The organism is Micromonospora sp. Llam0, from assembly GCF_003751085.1.
In the GTDB taxonomy this organism is placed as follows: domain Bacteria; phylum Actinomycetota; class Actinomycetes; order Mycobacteriales; family Micromonosporaceae; genus Micromonospora_E.
This window is the reverse complement of record NZ_RJJY01000002.1, coordinates 2,421,699-2,439,618: the sequence shown is the minus strand read 5'-3', so window position 1 is coordinate 2,439,618 and position 17,920 is coordinate 2,421,699. Positions and strand designations below refer to the sequence as shown.

At 69.6% G+C, this 17,920-nt stretch carries 22 protein-coding genes and 1 tRNA gene; 9 read left to right on the top strand and 14 right to left on the bottom strand.

Annotated features, from left to right (window positions below):
* Positions 1–12 precede the first annotated feature (12 nt).
* The 4 genes from EDC02_RS38395 to EDC02_RS41155 are packed head-to-tail and all read right to left on the bottom strand — an operon-like array spanning position 13 to position 4,306.
* Positions 13–579 (bottom strand): DUF6262 family protein, encoded by a 567-nt coding sequence (locus tag EDC02_RS38395; protein ID WP_123606966.1) that lies wholly within the window; start codon positions 577–579, stop codon positions 13–15.
* On the bottom strand, positions 576–3,137 hold the full coding sequence (locus tag EDC02_RS38390; protein ID WP_123606965.1) for a site-specific integrase: 2,562 nt from the start codon (positions 3,135–3,137) through the stop codon (positions 576–578). The genes EDC02_RS38395 and EDC02_RS38390 overlap by 4 nt, the downstream gene beginning before the upstream one ends.
* Complete coding sequence (locus EDC02_RS38385; RefSeq protein ID WP_199758065.1) at positions 3,134–3,964, bottom strand: tyrosine-type recombinase/integrase; 831 nt, start codon at positions 3,962–3,964, stop codon at positions 3,134–3,136. Before EDC02_RS38385 ends, EDC02_RS38390 begins: the two co-directional genes overlap by 4 nt.
* 27 nt (positions 3,965–3,991) lie before the next feature.
* Complete coding sequence (locus EDC02_RS41155; RefSeq protein WP_199758064.1) at positions 3,992–4,306, bottom strand: hypothetical protein; 315 nt, start codon at positions 4,304–4,306, stop codon at positions 3,992–3,994.
* A 225-nt stretch (positions 4,307–4,531) separates the two neighbouring features.
* On the opposite strand from EDC02_RS41155, the gene EDC02_RS38380 reads away from it, so the two are divergent.
* The 3 genes from EDC02_RS38380 to EDC02_RS38370 all read left to right on the top strand — a co-directional run bounded on the left by EDC02_RS38380 (position 4,532) and on the right by EDC02_RS38370 (position 6,622).
* The gene (locus EDC02_RS38380; RefSeq protein WP_148083817.1) at positions 4,532–5,245 is read left to right on the top strand and encodes a hypothetical protein; all 714 of its coding nucleotides are present in this window, start codon (positions 4,532–4,534) and stop codon (positions 5,243–5,245) included.
* 400 nt (positions 5,246–5,645) lie between these two features.
* Positions 5,646–5,933 (top strand): hypothetical protein, encoded by a 288-nt coding sequence (locus tag EDC02_RS38375; protein ID WP_123606963.1) that lies wholly within the window; start codon positions 5,646–5,648, stop codon positions 5,931–5,933.
* Between the two features lie 296 nt (positions 5,934–6,229).
* Positions 6,230–6,622, top strand: a complete 393-nt coding sequence (locus EDC02_RS38370) for an Imm1 family immunity protein (RefSeq protein ID WP_233606741.1) — start codon at positions 6,230–6,232, stop codon at positions 6,620–6,622.
* Between the two features lie 169 nt (positions 6,623–6,791).
* On the opposite strand, the gene EDC02_RS40655 is transcribed toward EDC02_RS38370, so the two are convergent.
* The 6 genes from EDC02_RS40655 to EDC02_RS38340 form a co-directional block, all read right to left on the bottom strand.
* Positions 6,792–7,061: a DUF4180 domain-containing protein gene (locus EDC02_RS40655; RefSeq protein ID WP_233606740.1), complete on the bottom strand. Its 270-nt coding sequence runs from the start codon at positions 7,059–7,061 to the stop codon at positions 6,792–6,794.
* A 193-nt stretch (positions 7,062–7,254) separates the two neighbouring features.
* A tRNA-Lys gene (locus tag EDC02_RS38360) sits at positions 7,255–7,330 on the bottom strand.
* A gap of 193 nt (positions 7,331–7,523) precedes the next feature.
* The gene (gene xerC / locus EDC02_RS38355) at positions 7,524–9,023 is read right to left on the bottom strand and encodes a tyrosine recombinase XerC (RefSeq protein ID WP_123606960.1); all 1,500 of its coding nucleotides are present in this window, start codon (positions 9,021–9,023) and stop codon (positions 7,524–7,526) included.
* Between the two features lie 86 nt (positions 9,024–9,109).
* The gene (locus tag EDC02_RS38350; protein ID WP_199758063.1) at positions 9,110–9,412 is read right to left on the bottom strand and encodes a helix-turn-helix domain-containing protein; all 303 of its coding nucleotides are present in this window, start codon (positions 9,410–9,412) and stop codon (positions 9,110–9,112) included.
* A 390-nt stretch (positions 9,413–9,802) separates the two neighbouring features.
* A complete protein-coding gene (locus tag EDC02_RS38345) occupies positions 9,803–10,522 on the bottom strand; it encodes a hypothetical protein (RefSeq protein ID WP_233606739.1) in 720 nt (239 codons plus the stop codon).
* Positions 10,523–10,559: 37 nt separating this feature from the next.
* On the bottom strand, positions 10,560–11,105 hold the full coding sequence (locus EDC02_RS38340) for a DNA cytosine methyltransferase (protein ID WP_123606959.1): 546 nt from the start codon (positions 11,103–11,105) through the stop codon (positions 10,560–10,562).
* 85 nt (positions 11,106–11,190) lie between these two features.
* Here EDC02_RS38340 and EDC02_RS38335 point away from each other — a divergent pair, with 85 nt between their 5' ends.
* The 5 genes from EDC02_RS38335 to EDC02_RS38320 all read left to right on the top strand — a co-directional run bounded on the left by EDC02_RS38335 (position 11,191) and on the right by EDC02_RS38320 (position 13,966).
* Positions 11,191–11,706, top strand: a complete 516-nt coding sequence (locus EDC02_RS38335; RefSeq protein ID WP_123606958.1) for a DUF2199 domain-containing protein — start codon at positions 11,191–11,193, stop codon at positions 11,704–11,706.
* Between the two features lie 338 nt (positions 11,707–12,044).
* Complete coding sequence (locus tag EDC02_RS42190; RefSeq protein ID WP_233606656.1) at positions 12,045–12,239, top strand: hypothetical protein; 195 nt, start codon at positions 12,045–12,047, stop codon at positions 12,237–12,239.
* 3 nt (positions 12,240–12,242) lie between these two features.
* Positions 12,243–13,118 carry a site-specific integrase gene (locus EDC02_RS38330; RefSeq protein WP_233606655.1) on the top strand — a complete coding sequence of 292 codons (876 nt, stop codon included), beginning with the start codon at positions 12,243–12,245 and terminating at the stop codon, positions 13,116–13,118.
* 1 nt (position 13,119) lies between these two features.
* A complete protein-coding gene (locus EDC02_RS38325; protein WP_123606957.1) occupies positions 13,120–13,452 on the top strand; it encodes a helix-turn-helix transcriptional regulator in 333 nt (110 codons plus the stop codon).
* 70 nt (positions 13,453–13,522) lie between these two features.
* The gene (locus EDC02_RS38320; protein WP_148083816.1) at positions 13,523–13,966 is read left to right on the top strand and encodes a hypothetical protein; all 444 of its coding nucleotides are present in this window, start codon (positions 13,523–13,525) and stop codon (positions 13,964–13,966) included.
* A gap of 60 nt (positions 13,967–14,026) precedes the next feature.
* Here EDC02_RS38320 and EDC02_RS38315 read toward each other — a convergent pair whose 3' ends face one another.
* Together EDC02_RS38315 and EDC02_RS38310 are read right to left on the bottom strand one after the other, a co-directional pair.
* Positions 14,027–14,953: an IS3 family transposase gene (locus EDC02_RS38315; protein ID WP_123606955.1), complete on the bottom strand. Its 927-nt coding sequence runs from the start codon at positions 14,951–14,953 to the stop codon at positions 14,027–14,029.
* A complete protein-coding gene (locus tag EDC02_RS38310) occupies positions 14,950–15,309 on the bottom strand; it encodes a transposase (protein WP_123606954.1) in 360 nt (119 codons plus the stop codon). The genes EDC02_RS38315 and EDC02_RS38310 overlap by 4 nt, the downstream gene beginning before the upstream one ends.
* A 437-nt stretch (positions 15,310–15,746) precedes the next feature.
* Here EDC02_RS38310 and EDC02_RS38305 point away from each other — a divergent pair, with 437 nt between their 5' ends.
* Complete coding sequence (locus EDC02_RS38305; protein WP_123606953.1) at positions 15,747–16,439, top strand: integrase; 693 nt, start codon at positions 15,747–15,749, stop codon at positions 16,437–16,439.
* 231 nt (positions 16,440–16,670) lie between these two features.
* Here the strand turns inward: EDC02_RS38305 and EDC02_RS42185 are convergent, their stop codons facing one another.
* Positions 16,671–16,850, bottom strand: coding sequence for a hypothetical protein (locus EDC02_RS42185; RefSeq protein ID WP_233606654.1), 180 nt, complete (start codon positions 16,848–16,850; stop codon positions 16,671–16,673).
* A gap of 407 nt (positions 16,851–17,257) precedes the next feature.
* Positions 17,258–17,905: a hypothetical protein gene (locus EDC02_RS38300; RefSeq protein ID WP_148083815.1), complete on the bottom strand. Its 648-nt coding sequence runs from the start codon at positions 17,903–17,905 to the stop codon at positions 17,258–17,260.
* Positions 17,906–17,920 lie beyond the last annotated feature (15 nt).

Here is a 17,920-nt window from a genome sequence, read left to right as displayed (position 1 = left end):
GGGCAGTCGATGTCATCGCCGCGAGTGTTCGGCGAGTTGCGCTTCGAGGTCGGCGACGTGCTTGTCCAGGAACCGGTTGTTGGTGCGGGCTGCGGTCAGCTTGTCGTCGAGTTGCCGGTTGGCCGCCGACAGTTGCCGGATCTGCTGTTTGAGCTGGGTGTTGGCGGAGCTGACCGCTTGGACGCTGTCGACGGTGTGGGCCTGGGTGAGGTCGTCGAGCTGGCCCATCAGCTCGCCGATGCGGGCGCGCAGGGCGCGGATCTCGCTATGGCTGCGGTGGAGTTGGTCTTCGGCGTTGAGCGCGCGTTCACGCCAGGACGCTTCCTGCTGGCCGCTGGTGTACTCGACCTGCCGGCTGACGCGTCGTTGGTCGCGGTTGGTGGCGGTGGCCTCGGCGAGCAGACGCCGCGCGTCGGGGTTCTGGTAGAGGAAGGTGCGGGAGACTCCGGCGAGATGCGCGACGCCGCGCACCGTGATACGGCTGCCGTCGCGCTGCATGCGGCGCACCGCGGTGCGGACGGTGTCCAGGAGGCGCTGGACGTGGGCGCGACGGGCGGCGACCGCCGCTTCGGTGCTCACAGTTCGGCCTCCTTCGCGGGGTGTTCGTCATGAGCATCGGCGAGCTGAGCGACGCGGAACGCGGTGCTCCAGATGCGATGGAAGTAGTCCTGGGGGCGGCGCAGGTCCAAGGCGAGCGCGTCGTCGAGCAGGCCGAGGCCGGCGAGGGCTTTTTCCAGGCCGTCGATGGCGCGGGCGGTGGGTGCGAACACCTGGTGCAGGTAATCGGCGGTGGCGTCGTCGGGGGCGCGTTCCGCGATGGCCATCCACTGCTCACGTTTGCGGCGCCAGTAGAGCAGGTCGGCGCCGGACATGACGAACTTGGCGCAGCCCTCGCAGTTCAGTTTCCATGGGCAGGCGCCGCCGTCGACGACGGGTTGGAAGGTGCAGAAGCCGCCCTCAGTGGGGGTGCTGCGGCGGGACAGGTCGATCGCGAGGGCTTCGGCCCGCTCCCGGCTCAACCCGGCCGCGCCGTTGGTGAGCAGCTCGCCGGGGTTGGGCGCGCCGGGGCCGGCGACCCACACGCGGCCGAGGACGTCGTCGATCTCCGACAGGGCGATCTTGGCGTAGTGCTCGGTCATCCGGGTGGAGACGTGGCCGAGGTAGCGGCGGATGTGGTGCAGCGCGGCGCCGTTGGCCAACAGTCTGGTGGCCAGGGTGTGCCGGGCCTGGTGCGGCACCCACGCGCCGAGTTCCAGCCCGTCGACCCAGGCTCGGAAGTGCCTGTGGAACCAGGTGTAGGTGGCCGGGCGGGTCAGGTACGGGTTGCGCTGCGGGGACGGGAACAGCGCCATCCGGGCGCGTTCGGCGTCGGTGGGTGGCCGGCCGTGGCGGTACTCGAACCGCTCGATCGTGATGCGTTGTCGTTCACGAAGCTTGTCGTAGAGGACTTCGGGGATGCGGATGGCCTCGTCGTAGTTGCCGACCTTGGTCTGGTCGTGCCACAGCATCGGCAGCCCGCTGTAGCGGGCGACGCAGTCCAGCGAGAGCCGGATGACCTCGCTGGGCCGACGGCCGGTGTAGACGAGGGCTTCCCAGATCAACCGGATACCGCCGTCGTGTCGGTCGTGGACCTCGGCCAGCACGGCCAGGCTGGCCTCGTCGGCCAGCGCCCTGGCGACGTCGTCGGGGAACGGGCGCCGGGTGCGGTTGGGTTCCACGCCACCAGCGGGTGCGGCCACGACGAACTCGCGGGCCAGCCCGATCCGCGCGACCTCCCCGCTGTCCAGGGATTGACGCAGGATCTTGCGGATGTAGTTGGCGCCGATGCTGCGGCTGATGTCGCTGGCCGGGGCGGCTGTGCCGTCGCGGCGGCGGATCCCCAACGAGGGCAGGCCGTTGCGGGCTCGGTGCCGCTGGTCGGCGACGAAGGCGTGCATGTGCTCGGCCCGCAGCCGGGTCGGGTCGTGGCCGCCTTCGGGTGCTTCGAGTTCGAGGTAGGCGCTCAGCTCTGCGCAGGCGCGGCGTGCCCCGTCGTACGAGGTATCGCTACGCGGCGGCTTCGGCCGGCGCATCAGGCCGGCGAAGTAGTCCCACAGCGCATCGCGCAGCCACCGCTGGGACACCATCGTGAGGTCCCAGAAGCTACCCCGGGCGGGCAGCCGGGCGCCGAAATGGTCGAACTCGATGAAGCCGGCGTCCCTGGTGTCGGCCGGGCTGTAGTAGACCAGCCGAACCTGGTTGCGGATCTCGGTGACGATCATCCGGTCGGTGTTGGGGCATCCCGCCGGCTCCACCGCCATCACCGAATCCACATCGTGGGCGCGGCAGCGGTTGGCGAAGCCCTGCAACCAGCGCAGCGGCCACATCGAGTGGTGCGGCTGCTGCCCGTGTACGAACATGCCGTACTTGACCTCGGCCGCCAGCAGCGGGGACAGCCCGACCAGGTTGAGCCGGCCTGGCCGCCAGACCGCATCGACGCGTGCGCACCACGACCGGAACGCGGCCTCGTCGTCGAATCGCACGGCTCGGCCTTTGCCTCGCTGGCGGCCCGGGCAGCCTGCGCGGCGGTACCGGTTCTCGTGGCCAGAGCACAGTCCCAGCGACGACGCCGCGAGCGAGGTGCACACCCGCACCTGGCATTCGCCGAACCCGGGCGCGGGTTGCTGGCCGGCCAGCCAGGACTCGAAGTCGCGCACGGGCTGCCGATGTTGCAGCGTCGCCCAGGCGTCGCCGTGGCGTCCGCACAGCCGCAGCCTGATGTTGCGCGATGGCCGGACCTGGCAGATCCGGCACGGTGGTGGTTCGACGTTCTCGCTCTCGTCCAACGGCTGCGCGCCGCGCAGGAACGCCGCACGGTCAAGCCCTCCTGCGCGTGCCTCGGCGAGCAGCTCCGTATGGCCGTTGCACAGGTCCTTGTTGTCCTGGCGGGCGCGCAAGCAGCCGGCGACCCGGCAGCCCCAGCCGAACACCGGGTGCTCGCGGGGCAGCACGATCAGGTCCGGGCGCAGCAGCGGATCGAAGCGTGGCCCGCCGATCAGGGCGGCCAGCAGCTCCAGGCGGTCCCGGCCCACCCGAGTGTCCCGGCCGCCGTGCGGCGGGGTGAGGACCCGCAGCGTCGGCGCAATGGCGGCGGTCATCCCGGGTCACCCCACACCCTGCGCAGGGCGGCGCTGAACGCCGGGTCGGTGATGTCGACATGCGCGTAGATCTCGTCGACCACCGCCGTGGAGGCCCAGCCACCAGCATCCCGGGCGATCATCAGATTTCCGCCAGCGGCGTCCAGGACCGCCGTGGCGAACGAGTGCCGGAAGGCGTGGGGCAGCACCGTGCCGAGCCCCGCACGGTGCCCGGCCCGGCGCAGCATCCGCCGTGCGGCGACCGCAGCCCACGGTTGGCCAGCGGCCGGTCCAGTCAGTTGCACCAACAGCATCCCGTGCTGCGCGCCGGCCGGGTACTCGGTGGTCACGTACTCGAAGTAGGTGTGGATCATCGCCGGGCTGACCCGCTTGATCAGCCCGCCCCGCACCGTGCCGTCCTCCAGCGACCACGGCCACTTCGTCTTGGCCGCGGCCCGGTTCGGGTTGTTCTCCCGATGACAGATGTGCGAGTGCGGTGTTCGGCACTCGCCGCACGGCGCGCCTTCGCGCAGATGGAGGTCCGAAAGATGCAGTCCACACAACTCGCCGATGCGGTACCCGGCATCGGCCAGCCAGGTCACCACCATCCGATCTCTCGCCGTGCGCGCCGCGGCGAGCAGACGGACCTTGGCACCGTCGGGCAGCATCTTCGGGTGCCGGCGACGCACCCGATGCGGCGCCAGCGGGTTGGCCGGCATCGCCAGCCTGAGGTGACCCAGCAGCGCCCACTCGCGGTCGGCCCGCGACGGCAGCCGGGTCAGGTTCAACTGCCCGCCGAGCCGCTCGTTGATCCCCAACCCGGCCTGGTGCAGGTAGAACCCCTTCACACACGACGCCGCCGTGCCCAGCGTGCTCTACCCCAACGGCCGGTCCCGCCATGGCTCGCCGAACGGGCCGGCGAACTTCGCGCCGATCGCGGCCATGTACCGCTTCAGATCGTCCAGGGACACCGCTTCCGGCGACAGTCCCTCCCTGTCCAGCCACCGCAGGTGATCGACCAGCAGGTACGCGTACGTCCGCTGCGTACCAGAACCGTCGAACTCGGCGAGGAACCGATCGGCCTGCCGATACACGATGCCGTCGGGCCACACGATCGTGTACGACCGGCGGCCACCGCGCCGACGGACTTCCTGCACCCGAAGGTCACCAACAACCGGCGTACCACTCACTCGTCCTCCGACCGACGATGGGAACCGACGTCCCAGACCAGTCGGTTAGAACGCACGCGAGGTCAAACGACAACGCCCGTACGGACGTCGCGTACACCCCACGACCAGATCGGAAAATTCTGCGAGGCGAGCCGCTACCGCGACAACGCCGGCGCGGCGAAGTACGCCGCCGCCGAGGCCCTGTCGGACCAACTCGGTGTCCCGTACGTCGCCGAGCTGGGCTCGATGCGACGCGGACCGATGCCACCCGCCATCTTCTACAACCCGGACCTGCTGATACTGCGCCGCTGGTGGAACCCCGACGACCCCGGCGTGTTCGACGACCAACGCAACGTCGCCCGGTTCGCCCTCCGCGACAGCGGACCCGTACGCGACAACCGGCGGGAGTTCCTGGCCTTCGTGCACCACTTCGAACCGCTGTCCGGTGACGCCCGGCTCGAGGAAGCCCGCCGCGTCAGCCGCTACGGCAGCACCGAACCGCTACCGGTCATCGGCGGCGGCGACCTCAACGGCACCGCGTCCGGCGACCACCTGCCGCAGCGGGACTGGACGGCCGTCACACCTCACCAGCGCACCCACAAAGGCACACTCGGGCCTGACGGCACATGGGGGCCGGACACCCGCGCACTCGACCACCTCATCGGCGAATGGGACACCACCACCCGGCAGCGCACCAACGGCTGCGGCCTGCACTCCGTCGCCGAAATGGCCTGGCATGCCGACACCACCCAGCCGATCGCGCCGACCGTCAACCCCGGCATCGACCCCGGCGGCGGTCTGCTCATCGACTGGCTCCTGGCCAACGACGCCATGACACCCCACGTCCTGCCCGACACCTACCGCGTCCACCTACCCGACCCCGGCCAGCAGCCGCCATCGGACCACCGACTGATCACCTGCTCCCTCACCCTCGACACCCCTCGCGAGGAGCGGCGATGAACCCCACCGCCAGCGGACGGGGCATCCTCGCCGCGTGTCTAGCCGCCGTACTCATGAGCGTCGCCGGCGCGTGCGGGACCGACACCGAGGACCCGCGGCCCGACCCCACACCGCCGTATGACGAGATGCCCCAGAACCTGTGCAACCGGCTGCGGTCGGAGGACCTGTTCCGGCGATTCGGGCTCACCCTCGCTCCCGCCCTGGACCACCACACGACCTACAGCGTGGTACGGACCCACTGGTCGGCGGACTGCACCTTCGTCGCCCACGCCACCGACGGGCGTTTCACCACCAAACCCGGCGGCTTCGAACCCGTCGGCGGAATACAGGTCCGGGTCTACGACGACGTGCCAGGAGCGGTCGAGGCGTACAACCAGGACGCCGCCCGCTACGTCGACCTGTGGAGGACACCACACCCGGCACCACCACCGCCGACCTCACCGTCTGGTGGGAAGACAGCGGCCTATCATTCGAAACCGTCGAAGACCTGGACGCGAACAGCACCACCGGCGGCGGCCTCGGAGCCACCCAGATCGACATCACTCACCTCATCCGCGACGAGAACCTGGTCGTGACGGCGTACGCGCAGGCGCTGACACCCACCGCGGAGACGGACACGGCGCTCGCATTCCTGCACGACCTCACCGACACGCTGACCGACCAGACAGCCAGACGCCTCGGCCGCTAGCCAGACGGGCCAACCCGACCGGACCGGAAGGCAACCCAATCGCACCCGGGCCACAGCCATGGACACAGCCCAGGTTGGAGGTGAGTTCATGACGGCAGGAACACGACCTGTACCCGCGGGATCCCTGGAGCGGCCATCCGCGCTCGGCAGCACTCAGGCAGAAGACCGATGCCGGGACGCGCCGCCGCCGCCACCGCGATCGCGCCCACCAGCCCACCAGCCTCCCGCGCCGGTATCACCCCCGCCGTCGGCCACGTGGACCGACCGACATAGGGGAAGGAGGACCTTTGACCGCGGTGATGATGGACTACCACGGCCACCGCGAGCCGTTGCCCGACCCCGGCCGCGCCGCCGAGTCGTTCGCCGATCAGGCTGAGTCGATCATGGCCCACGGTGGAACCGGCCAGACCATCTGGATCGGCCCCATGGGCGGGCCAGCTCAGCTCCGGATCGACATCGACACGCGCGTCAACCGGGCCGCGGTGTGCTGGCTCCCGGACGGCACCCGGGGCATCGAGCGCGAACCCGGCGGCCCGATCACGGTTGTCGAATCGCCCGATTCCGGCCTGGTCACCGTGCCCGCCATCCTGGCCCGGGCCAGTGTCGCCGCCGCCGGCCGCGCCGTCGCCGAGTACGCCGCCACGGGCCGCCGGCCCACCTGCCTCACCTGGCAGTCAGAGCACCAATGACCCGGGGTGATGCCGGGCAGGGTCGGGGCGGCGCGATCGACTCTTGCGGGAGATCGACATGGAGATGGTGCCGCGCCGCCCGAGCGCAGCATAACGGCAGGCTACGTTGCGCACCCCGGGCTCACAGCCGGTCGGGTCCACCAGTCCTAGTACGCGGGGTTGTGGGCGGTCAGGCCCAGGCCGCACGCCGACGGCCGACCCGTCCCGTACCTGGGTGGGGCGTTCTTCTACCACGGCCGTCGATGGCATCGCTGACCCGAACGCCGCGCCGATCTCCGACGCGCAGGTCGCCAACCGGCTCCGACTGGGGCCAGCGGACAAGGCGCGCGCCGGCGGTGCGGCCCGTGATGTCGCCGACCACGACCCACCGCAGCCGGTAGTTGACGAACTTCTGCATGATGCCGCCGAGAATGGCCGGGTTGCAATCGGCGGCGAGCATGGTCACCCGGCCCGGCCTTCCCCGCTCTGCGTACCACACCCTGCAGTCCGGGCCTGCAGCCGTCGACGCCGACGCGGTCGTGGGCGTCTTGGGTGTTCGCTGGGTGCTCCCCGCATAACGGGTCACATCCGACAAATTTGGCCGGATAAAGGGTAGATCAGCCATCGACTGGTGACTATTTTCCCAGGTCATGTGGTGGGCCGCCTGGGACTCGAACCCAGAACCTAAGGATTAAAAGTCCTCAGCTCTGCCGATTGAGCTAACGGCCCGTCAAGGGCCAACCCTACTCTGCCTGGCCGCGGCTTCTACATCCGCCCGTCTGCTGCCCGGGGTGGGGCTGTTGCGGCTGACGGGTGACGGCGGGTGACCCGTCGGGCGATCTGATGTCCTCAGTCCCAGGTTGGGGTCGTCGGGGGTGGGTGTGGTCGCAGACCGGGAGGTGGTGTCGGCGGTTCGGATCGGTCAGGCGGCCTGTGTGCGTCGGCGGCGGGGAACCAGCGCGGCGGCGGCCTCCGCCTTGTCCCGCTCGACCTGGAGTTCGACGATGACGGAGGTGTATTCGACGATGACGGAGGTGTAGATGTTGCTGGTGATGGTGATGGTGGAGTGGCCGAGGAGTTCCTTGACGTCGGTGAGATCGGCACCGGAGGCTTTCAGGTAGGTGGCGGCGCAGTGTCGTAGGTCGTGCAGCCGGACCGGGGGCAGTCCGGCGTCACGGACGAGGCTGTCGAAGCGTTTGCTGACGGTGTCCGGGTGCCACTTCTCGCCGTCGGGTTGGACGAAGAACCATCCGGTGTCCGGCCAGCTGCCGCCGCTGGCCAACTTCCAGCGGGCGCGGCGGGCGAGGTAGGCGCGCCACGCGGCGGCGGTGAAGCTGTCGAGGGCGAAGGTGCGGTTACCCGCCTCGGACTTGACTTTCTTGTCGACCGCTTCGTAGCCGACGGTGGTGCGTTGCAGGTCGACGGTGACGAGGGCGGCGTCCAGGTCGACGGTGCTGTCACGCAGGCCGAGTGCCTCGCCGCGGCGCATTCCTCGGTGCATGATGCCCACGAACACCGGGTAGAGGGCGATGTCGTGGTCCTGGGCGTAGTCGAGGAAGGCTCCGGCCTGTTGCGGGGTCCACACCATGACCGGGCTGGGCTTTGTTCCGGTCTCGCGCCACCGTGCGACGGCTCTGTCCGTCCACACCCGGGGTTTGGGCTGCTTCGCCGATGTGAGTTCGACGTGCTTGGCCGGGTTGAAGTCGATCAGCCGGTTGTTGGACCGGGCCATCGCGTCGTTGAGTGCCTTGCGCAGGGTGGCGCGGATGCGTTGCATGGTCGACGGGCCGGTGGTGCGTGCTCCCCGGACGGTGGTGCGGATCTGCGGGTCCTCGCTCTGCCGGGCGATCTCGATGGCGGTGTTGTGGTCGGTGATCGCGGTGAACATGGCCGAGATGTGCTCGACCCGCAGTTTCACCAGTGGGACGGTGCCGAGGTGCGGGATGAGGTGGTTCTGGATGTGGCTGGCGTAGATGCGTTTGGTGCTCGGTTCGATGGTGCGCCGGGACTCGAGCCACTGCCGCAGATATTCGGCGACGGTCATGTCGACGCTGGCCGGGAGGCCGGTGTTGACCCGTTTGGCGATGGTGTCGCGGTTGGGCATCGGTTCGCCGGCCTTGACCTTTTTGAGCAGGTCGGCGATCTCGGTGGCGAGGGCGGTGTCGTCGCCGGCGAGCGCCAGTAGCGCGATGGCGTTGCCGCGGTCCTTGACCGCTTCGTCGCGGCTGTCGAAGGTGTAGCGGCGCAGCGGTGACCGGCGGGAACCGTCGACTCTTCTCGGTAGTTCGAGTTGGTATCCCCACTTGCCGTGGTGGGAGCTCCATGCGCCTCCGGCGCGGCGCAGGTGGGGGCACCGTTTGCCGAGTTTCTTACCGTCGGGGTCGCGGCAGGTGCAGGTCTTGTGGATGGATCCTTCGGCCATGGTGGGTGTGGCTCCTCGGGGTTGGGGGTGCGGCCGGTGGCTGCGGATTTCGTACGGGGTGATCGACGCGTGCGTCGGCGTTCGGGTCAAGTCGCCGGTGGTGGCGGGTCGGGCGGCTGCTCGTCGGCGACGGGTAGGTGCAGGGCGTGGAGGATCGCCGCGACCGGTATCCGGTAGCGGCTGCCGAAGCGCAGCACGGCGACCGGGAACTGGCCGCGTTTGGCGAGTTCGTAGGCGGCGGCGCGGGACAGGCCGAAGATCCGCGCCGCGGTGGCGATGTCGGTGACCGGGCCGAGGGCGCGAATACGGTCGACGGTCCAGACGGTGTCGTCGGGCTGCTCGCTGTCCGGGCCGGGGCGGTCGGCGAAGTGGTGGTCGGAGCTGGCCATGGCAGGGGTGGTCCTTCCGGGGACGTGAGGTGGAGGGAATCCACCGGCCGCAGGGGGGAGGCCGGCGGGTCGGCACGGCGGGCCGCAGCGGGTCAGCGCGCCTGCGGATAGTCAGGGGCGGATGCGCGGCCTCGCAGGCCCAGATCGGCGGCGAACAGTCCTTTCCTTGGCGTCGCCCAGGTGCCGCTCGGCCGGTCCACGCCTGCGGTACCGGTGGTCGTCGGGTGGGGACGGTTCTTGTCGCATGGGTGGTGGAGGGCCCGCCACCGTGGTGATGGCGGGCCCTCTGCGGGTGGGTTGGGTCGTGTGAGGTGGCGCGGCGAAGGGGAAGGCGGGCGTCACCGAGACGCGACCCTGGTCGGAGCCGGGGCGCCGGTTCGGTCGGTGTGGTCAGGGAGTTCGACTGGGCCGGTTGGGTGCGGCCCACCGGTGCGGGCACAGCAGCAGCCGTAGCGCGGCGGCGGCTTGTTGGGGGACGACGCCGTTGCCGAGGATCCGCAGCGCGCCGGTGCGGGGTATCGCGAGGGTCGGGTCGGTGACGTGACCGTCGTTGAGGCCCATGAGCCATTCGACGAACGGCGGGGCCAGGACGGGTTTGTCGTGCCGGCCGGGTTGGGTGGGTTCGGGGACGCGGCGGCCGAGCAGCAGTTCCCAGCGGGCCACCGCTGTCGCGTAGGCACCCCACCGGTCGGTGTCGGGCTGGCCCAACCGGGCGACGGTGGTGCGCAGGTCGGCGCCGCCGTCGCCGTGTCGGCCCGGCCCTCGTGCGTCGGAGGCGCGCGGGGTGGGCAGGGTCCGGTCCGGCACCCGTACGGCCGCCGAGGGCAGGGTGAGGTCGCCGCGTGATCCGCGTTGTCGCGGGCTGCCCTTGGTGCCGTCGGAGGCGCGTGGGGTGGGGAGCAGGATCTGTGACAGTGGTGGTCGCCATCCGGTTCCGGCCCGCCGGCCGGGGGTGCCGGTGTCGCTGGCCCTGGGTGTCGGCAGCAGCCGCGGGGCGGCGCCGGACTGGCGGTCGGTGCCGGCCGGCGGCGGGGACGCGTTGGGCCGGTGTGCCGTGGCGGTCGGATCCGGGACGAGGAGGCGGTGGCGGGTTCCGGTCGGTTCGATCAGGTCGGGTAGTCCGTACTGGTGGCCGGGGCCTTTGCCGTCACGGGCGCACGGGGTGGGCAGCGTCGGTGCCTCCTCGTTCGGTGGGTGTGGCCAGCAGGAACAGGCGGTCTCTGCGGTGGGGTGCGCCGATGTCGGACGCGCGTAGGCATAGCCAGCGCGTGTCGTACCCGATCTCGGCCAGGTCGGCGTGGACGACGTCAAGCCCTCGGCGGAGGAGGGCGGCGACGTTCTCCACGAAGACGAGCTGCGGTCGTAGTACGCGAACGGCGGCGGCGATGGTTGTCCACAGGCTGCTGTGGATACCGGTGATGCCGGCGCGTCGGCCGGCGTTGGAGATGTCCTGGCAGGGGAAGCCGGCGGTGACGATGTCGACGGGTGCGACGGTGTTCCAGTCGATGGTGCGGATGTCGCCGAGGTTCGGCACGTCGGGCCAGTGGCGGTTAAGGATGGTGGTGGCGTGGCGGTCGGTTTCGGCGTACCAGGTGAGGCGGCCGCCGAGCACCAGCTCGACGGCCAGGTCGAGGCCGCCGTAGCCGGTGCACAGCGAGCCGATCCGCGCTGCGGCGGGAGGATCAACGGCCACCCCACCTCCCGGCCGGGCCGGTACCGGCCCGGGTCCGGCGTGTGGTGTCGGCGGCTGGCTGCCGCGTCGGCGGTACCGTCGCGCCGTGACCGACCAGACGACGAGTTACACGTGCCGCCACTGCGGCCAGCGCCACGACGGGCCGCCGTTGTCCTACGGCAGCGACGCTCCCGTCTACTGGAGCGACACCCTCGCCGGCGAGGACCACAGCGGCCTCACCGACGAGCAGTGCGTCATCCAGGGACAGCACTTCTTCGTCCGCGCGCGCATCGTCGTCCCGGTCACCGACGCTGACACCGACTTCGACTGGGGTGTCTGGGTGTCGCTGAGCCAGGCCAACTTCGACCGGATGAACGAGGTGTGGACCACGCCTGGGCGGGAGCGGGAGCCGTCCTACTTCGGCTGGCTGTCCACGGAGATCCCGATCTACCAGCCGACGACGGTGAACCTGAAGACCCGGGTCCGCAGCCAGCCGGTGGGACACCGGCCGCTGGTCGAGCTCGAACCCACCGCGCACCCGCTCGCCGTGGAACAACGCAGCGGGATCACCCTGGCCCGGGTACGGCAGATCGCCGAGGAGCTGCGCCACGCCCAACCCTGAGGACACGGCGGTCTCCCCGGCGGCAGACCGCGGTGGACGTCGCCGGTCGGACACGTCGCCGCCACCGGACGGCGGGGGACGGCGCAGGCGGGTGGCTGTGGTCACGCCACCACCCCGCTTCCCGGATCCGGATGCGGGCGCCCGGGCTCGTCGGAACCCGCTGTGCTCAGTACGACATCGCTGGAGTTCCTGTTAGGAACGTGGTGAGTGTGGTTGCTTGAAGTGCAAGTTCTCAGCTTGTGGATCACGGTGCTCCTTGTGACAGATATTCAGTAATCTCGAAGTCATGTCAGCCCATCCGGCCCGACTTCAGGCATGGCGAACCCGGGAGGCTGGGGTTGGGGCTGGCAGTGGTACGCGATCTGCGCGAGCGGCGTGCTCCGGCGTCGGCCGAGGAGCTGGCGAATTTGGAGGTCGACGTGCTCGCCGGGTTCGTGCTCGCGCGGGCGTCGGCCGGCGTGACGGACGAGACCGTGCGCGGCGAGGTGCGCCAGCTCGAACAGGTTCGGGGCTGGTTCGGGCGGCCGTTATAGGAGATGCAGCCGGCGGACGCTGACGACTACTTCGGCCGGGTGCTGCGTGGGTCGGCGTCGGGGACGCGGTTGGCCCGTTCGCAGGCATTGCGGGTCTGCTTCGCGTTCCTCGAGCTACGGCACCAGGCGGAGTTGCACGCGTTGACCGGCATGGTCGTGGCGTGCCCGATCGATGAGATGAATCAGCCTCGCGGCACGAAGGACGCGAGGCTGCGGGTTCCGCCCACCGATGCCGAGGTCACGGCCTTGTTCGCCGGGTGGGCTCAGGAGTTTGCGACGTGCCGCAAGTACGCGCCGATGGCGCGCAACTACGCGGCCGCCCGGTTGATGGCCGATATCGGGTTACGCGTCCGCGAGGCGCGGCTGCTGGACCTGGATGACGTCAAGTGGCATCTCGGGCCGTTCGGTAAGGTCCACGTCCGGTTCGGCAAAGGCGCCCGGGGTTCCGGACCGCGAGAGCGGATGGTGCCCCTGCTCAACGGCGGCGACCGGACGTTGCGGTGGCACGTCGAGGACGTGTGGGCACAGTTCGGCGGCGAACGCACCCGCCCCGCGGCTCCGCTGTTCCCGTCCGAACGCCTCGGCGCCGACCGGAACGGGACACGAGTGGGTTATGAAGCGCTGCGCGTCGGTCTCGCTGACGCTGTCCGCACTCATCTCCCTAAGTGGGCGGATCGGCTTTCCCCGCATGTGCTAAGGCACTACTGCGCCTCCCGGCTCTACCTGAGCGGAGTGGATCTGGTAGCGATCCAGGAGATGCTCGGTCATCGCTGGGTAGCCACGACCATGAAATACGTGCATGTTTATCGGGACCACATCGAGAAGGCGTGGCTGGCCGGTCAGCAGCGCGCCGCCGGCCGGCTGGAAGGACTTGGTTGACATGCGGTGGAACTTGCGGCTGGCGGCGGCACAGCGCGGCATCTGGAAGGCGTCGGAGATGCAGCGCATGCTCGCCGATCACGGTCTGGTGATCTCCGCCGGGAAGATGTCGGGCCTGTGGTCCGGGCAGCCGGTGACGGTGCGGCTGTCCGACCTCGACGTGATCTGCGTGGTGCTGGGCTGCCAGATCGGTGATCTGCTCATTCCCGAGCCCGACACGGTGCGCCGCAAGGAGTCGGAGTCGGCTGCTCCGACGGCGGACGCCACGCTGCCCGGCCCGCCACCGACGGTGATACCGCGCCGGCGTGACGGCCGGTCACTGCCCCCGGCCTGACGGTGGGAGCCCGCGACCGCGACGGCAGCGCGATCCGTCGCAGCGTCACCAGCTGCGAGGAGTGTTTGGCGTGGGGCCTGACCTACGCCCAGGGGTGTGCCTGGCCTGCTACAACTTCGCCGCCGCTCGCTACGGCCATCACGTGGGTGACTGCGGCGCGTGCGGACTCGCCCGTCGGCTGAAGAGGGGCTTCTGCCGGTTGTGCTGGTGCCAGGCCCGCCTCGATCGGCTCGCTCTGGCTGGCAACGCCCGCGATGCGGTCGTCCTCGGGCCGTATCTGCCCGAGATGCGCCACCATCAGCTGTTCCTCACCGGCTTCGACCGGCGTTACGCGCCGCCGCGGACCATGTCGCGGCGCTATGGGGCCAAGGGACGCCCGCTCAAGGCGCCACCACAGGTCGCCGGTACGCCGGTGACCGGCTGGGTGCAGCCCGCCTTGTTCGATGCCGGGCCCCGTACCTACCGCTACAGCAGCATCGATCTGCGAACCCAGCCGCCGCCGGACAACCCGTAGCTCGCCTGAGGGCTGCACCTGGCACATGCCTGAGTTTCCCCCGCTTTGTTGGAGCGGTGGTTACCTGCTGCCGGCTGGCGCAGGGGTGGTGACAGGTGGCTCGTCTGGTGCGGTCTGGCGGCTGTGCCAGGTCGCCTCGTACTCGTTGGGGCTGAGGTAGCCAAGTTCCTTCTGGATGCGGCGGGTGTTGTACCAGCCGTCGATGTAGGCGAAGATCGCGTTCTCGGCCTCGTCGCGGGTCCTCCAGCTCGTGCGGTAGACGAGCTCGATCTTCAGGGTTGACCAGAAGTTCTCCATGAGGGCGTTGTCGTAGCTGTCGCCGACGGAGCCCATGGAGGGCAGGATTCCGTTGTCCCGCAGGCGTTGCGCGAAGCGGAAGGACGTGTAGTTCGACCCGCGGTCGGAGTGGTGGATCAACTGGCCGTCGCGGACGTCGCGGGACCAGATTCCGTATTCGAGGGCGGCGAGGATCAGGTCGGTGTCGCAGCGGTCGGAGGTCTTCCAGCCGACGATCCGGCGGGAGAACGCGTCGCGGACGGCGGCGAGCCAGAACACGCCCTCGCCGCAGGGTATGCGAGTGGCGTCGGCGACCCAGAGCCGGTTCGGCCCGTCGGCGGTGAACCGCCGGTTGACCAGATCCGGCGACGGCGTGTGTCGCGGGTCCTGCTTCGTGGAGCCGCCGCGCCAGCCGCGCCGCAGGAAAGCCCCCTGCCAGCCCTGGCCGGCCATCAGCCGCTCCACCCGTTTGCGGCCCACGCGGATGCCGTCGCGGCGTAGCTGCCGGTGGACCCGGTCCGCGCCGTAGGTACGCCCCGAAGTCTCCCAGATCTCGTGGATGTTGGAGATCAACCCCAGGTCGACCACATCGCGGTCGCAGGGCTGATCGGTCTGCTTGACCCAGGCGTAGTAGGTCGAGGCGCCGATGTCGAGGACCCGTAGCAGGAGCGCGACCGCGAACTGGTCACGATGTTCATGGATGAACCTCATGACCGTCGCCGGGTCGGGTCGAGCTCCGCCGCGAAATACGCGCTCGCGGCTTTCAGGATCTCGTTCGCCCGCCGCAGCTCGGCGACCTCCCTGCGCAGCCGGCGGTTCTCCTCCGCCATCTCGCTGGTCGGCCGGTCGTGACGCTCGTCGGCGTCGGCCTCGGCCTGGCGGATCCAGTTCCGCAGCGCTTCGTGATGCACGCCGAGTTGCTCGGCCAGACGCCGGATCACCGGCTTCGGCTCCGACTCGCGATACAGACGCACAGCGCGCTGACGTAGCTCGTCGGGGTACTTCTTCGGTGCTGCCACGGACAACTTCCTTTCCACGGCCATCAGACCATGATCAAGAAGCTCCATCAAAACGGGGGTAGCTCATGCCATCGCCGAGGCGCGCGGCTGGCCGGGAACGGTTCGCCGCTCGATGCAACGCGTACTGGTGATGCTGCTCGCCGGACACCAGAACGGCGAACGGATCCGGGCAGCGACTTCCAGCGGATCGCTACCCGGCGCGGCACCGACGTCGACTACGTGGTCGAGATCCTCACCCTCATGGACGTCGTGGACGATGACCGTCCGGCCGCTCTGGACGGTTGGCTGACCAGAAAACTCGACGGGTTACCGGAGGCGTGGCGACGCGACCTGCACGCCTGGGCCTTGGTACCGCGCGACGGAACGCCCAGAACGCGGGCGCGCAGCCTCGCCACCGTGCGGACCTACGTCTCCGCCGCATCGCTGGCCGTCGCGGCCCGGTCGGCCCGGTACGCCCATCTGCGGAAGTCGTCCGCGAGGACGTCGTGGCCCACCTGGGCACCCTGCACGGCGAGGCACGACGGACGGCCCTGTACGCGCTACGGTCGCTGTTCGGCTGGGCCAGACGCACCGGCACGATCTTCCGGAACCCCACGGTGCGCATCCAAGGGCCACGACGCGAACATCCGGTCTGGCAGCCGCTAACGGACGTCGAGATCGACGCCGCCATCGCTGCCGCCGACACAGTGCAGGCCCGCGTGTTCGTCGCATTGACCGCCGCCCACGCGGCCCGCCCCATCCAGATCCGGGCTATGCAGCTGATCGACCTCGACCTCGCGGGACGGTCACTGATCATCGACGGCAACACCCGACCGCTCGACGACCTGACCTACCGGGTACTGCTGGAATGGCTCGAACACCGGCGCCGCACCTGGCCCCGGACCGCGAACCCGCACCTGCTGGTCAACCAGATCACCGCGCTGCGGCTCGGAGCGGTCGGCCATACCTGGATCCTGAACCTGCGGCGACTTCCCGCCACGCTCGAGCGTCTACGTATCGACCGCCAACTGGAGGAGGCCATCGCGACCGGCGGCGATCCGCTGCATCTGGTCAAGGTCTTCGCGATCAGCGAGCGCGCCGCCGTGCGGTACGCCGCCAACGCCCACGCGCTACTTCAACCCGAGCCCGAACACAGCCGGCACCCCACGCCACCTGCCGGACAACATCTGCAGGAATGAGCCCCGGCCACGACGACGAGATGGGCAACAGGGCCGGCACCGCCACCACGATCAGCCGACTCGGCAACCCCCACGCCGAAACCGGCAACCCCGCTCAACACTGACTCTCTCCAAGTTGATCTCGCAAGCTCAGGGCGGGAGCAGCGATGCAGGAGATCGATGAGGAAAAGGGTTCCAGGTAAGACAGTAAGCGACCAAGATCTCTGCCCGTTACCCGCTGCCGACGTCTGATCAGCGGTTCGGCAAAGTGGTGCTGGGCTTTGGTTGTGGTGCCTGCCGGGAGGATCGGTGGGCCTGGAAGTATGCTGCATTCACCTTCCAGCGCCCGTCTTCGACGACAAGATGAACGGTGAGGATGCCGGTGTCGGCCGGCGCGGTGTAGGTACGCAGGCCGGGGTTGTGGTCAATCATTGTGGGGGGTCCGGTTGGCCGGCCGTCAGGGTTGGTGGTGTGGTCATGTGTTCCTAGCAGTGTGGCATGTCTTTTGGTGCAGAGCGGCGTGAGGCGTGTCATCCACTGGCGGCGCGGGAGGTCGGGGCGTAGCCAGGTAGCGGCGTAGGCGGCGACGGTGGCCAGGTCCTGGGCCGCCGGTGGGCTGTTCTGGTCGGCGACGGGTGTGGGGGTTTGTATGGTCACGTTGAGTTCGGCGGTCGCCTGGGCGGGTTGGGGCTGCGGGTGGCGGGATTGGCCGGACCCGCACCCTGTCAGGCTCATCAGACCGAGGAGTAGGGGCAGCGTGACAGAAGCGGCTTTGATGGCTGCTGGGCCTGGTCGGGGTGGACCGGACCGCGGTTGGGCCGCTACTGGTGATGGGCTGGTCATTGACGGCTCGGGCGGTGGGCTTGCTGACGCGCGTGCATCAGCCGTTGGTGTGCTAGCTCGTCTGCTGGATCGGGTCCCGGTGGCGGGCCGAGCGTCGAGGCATCCGTTGGCCGGTGCAGCCAGGACAGTCGCATGCCGTAACCGCAGCGGTCAGTGGCGCGGATGACGAGTGGCGGCAGGGGCGGTGCGGGCCAGACGGTTAGCAGGTAGCGCTCGGTGGGTTCGGTGCAAGCCAGGTCGTAGTGCAGGTCGCGGTCGCGGGCGTGGACGCGGATCCGGTAGCTGCCGGGTCCGGCGGGGCTGAGGATCGGTAGCGGCGGTGGCCTGTCAGTTGGCCCGTATTCCAGGCTGTGCACCCGCAGTTGACCGTGGGGGGCGTTGACGGTGGCCTCAACGATGTCGTCCCAGCCGTCGGTGACGACTTCGTCTGGTGGCTCGGTCCGCACGTCAACGCTGACGTGTACCGGACCACGGTCGACACCGGTGTAGATCATCGCTCCGGCGGCAAGTGGGCCCAGTAGGCCGGTCGTCCAGTCCACAGCTTCGATCGGCATCTCGTCGGTGTCGAACACGCCGAACGAGTGGTCGGTGACATACACGGTCGCCGTCGCCATCGCACCCCCCGGATGGGATCTGCTGGCCATCGCCCTAATGGTGCA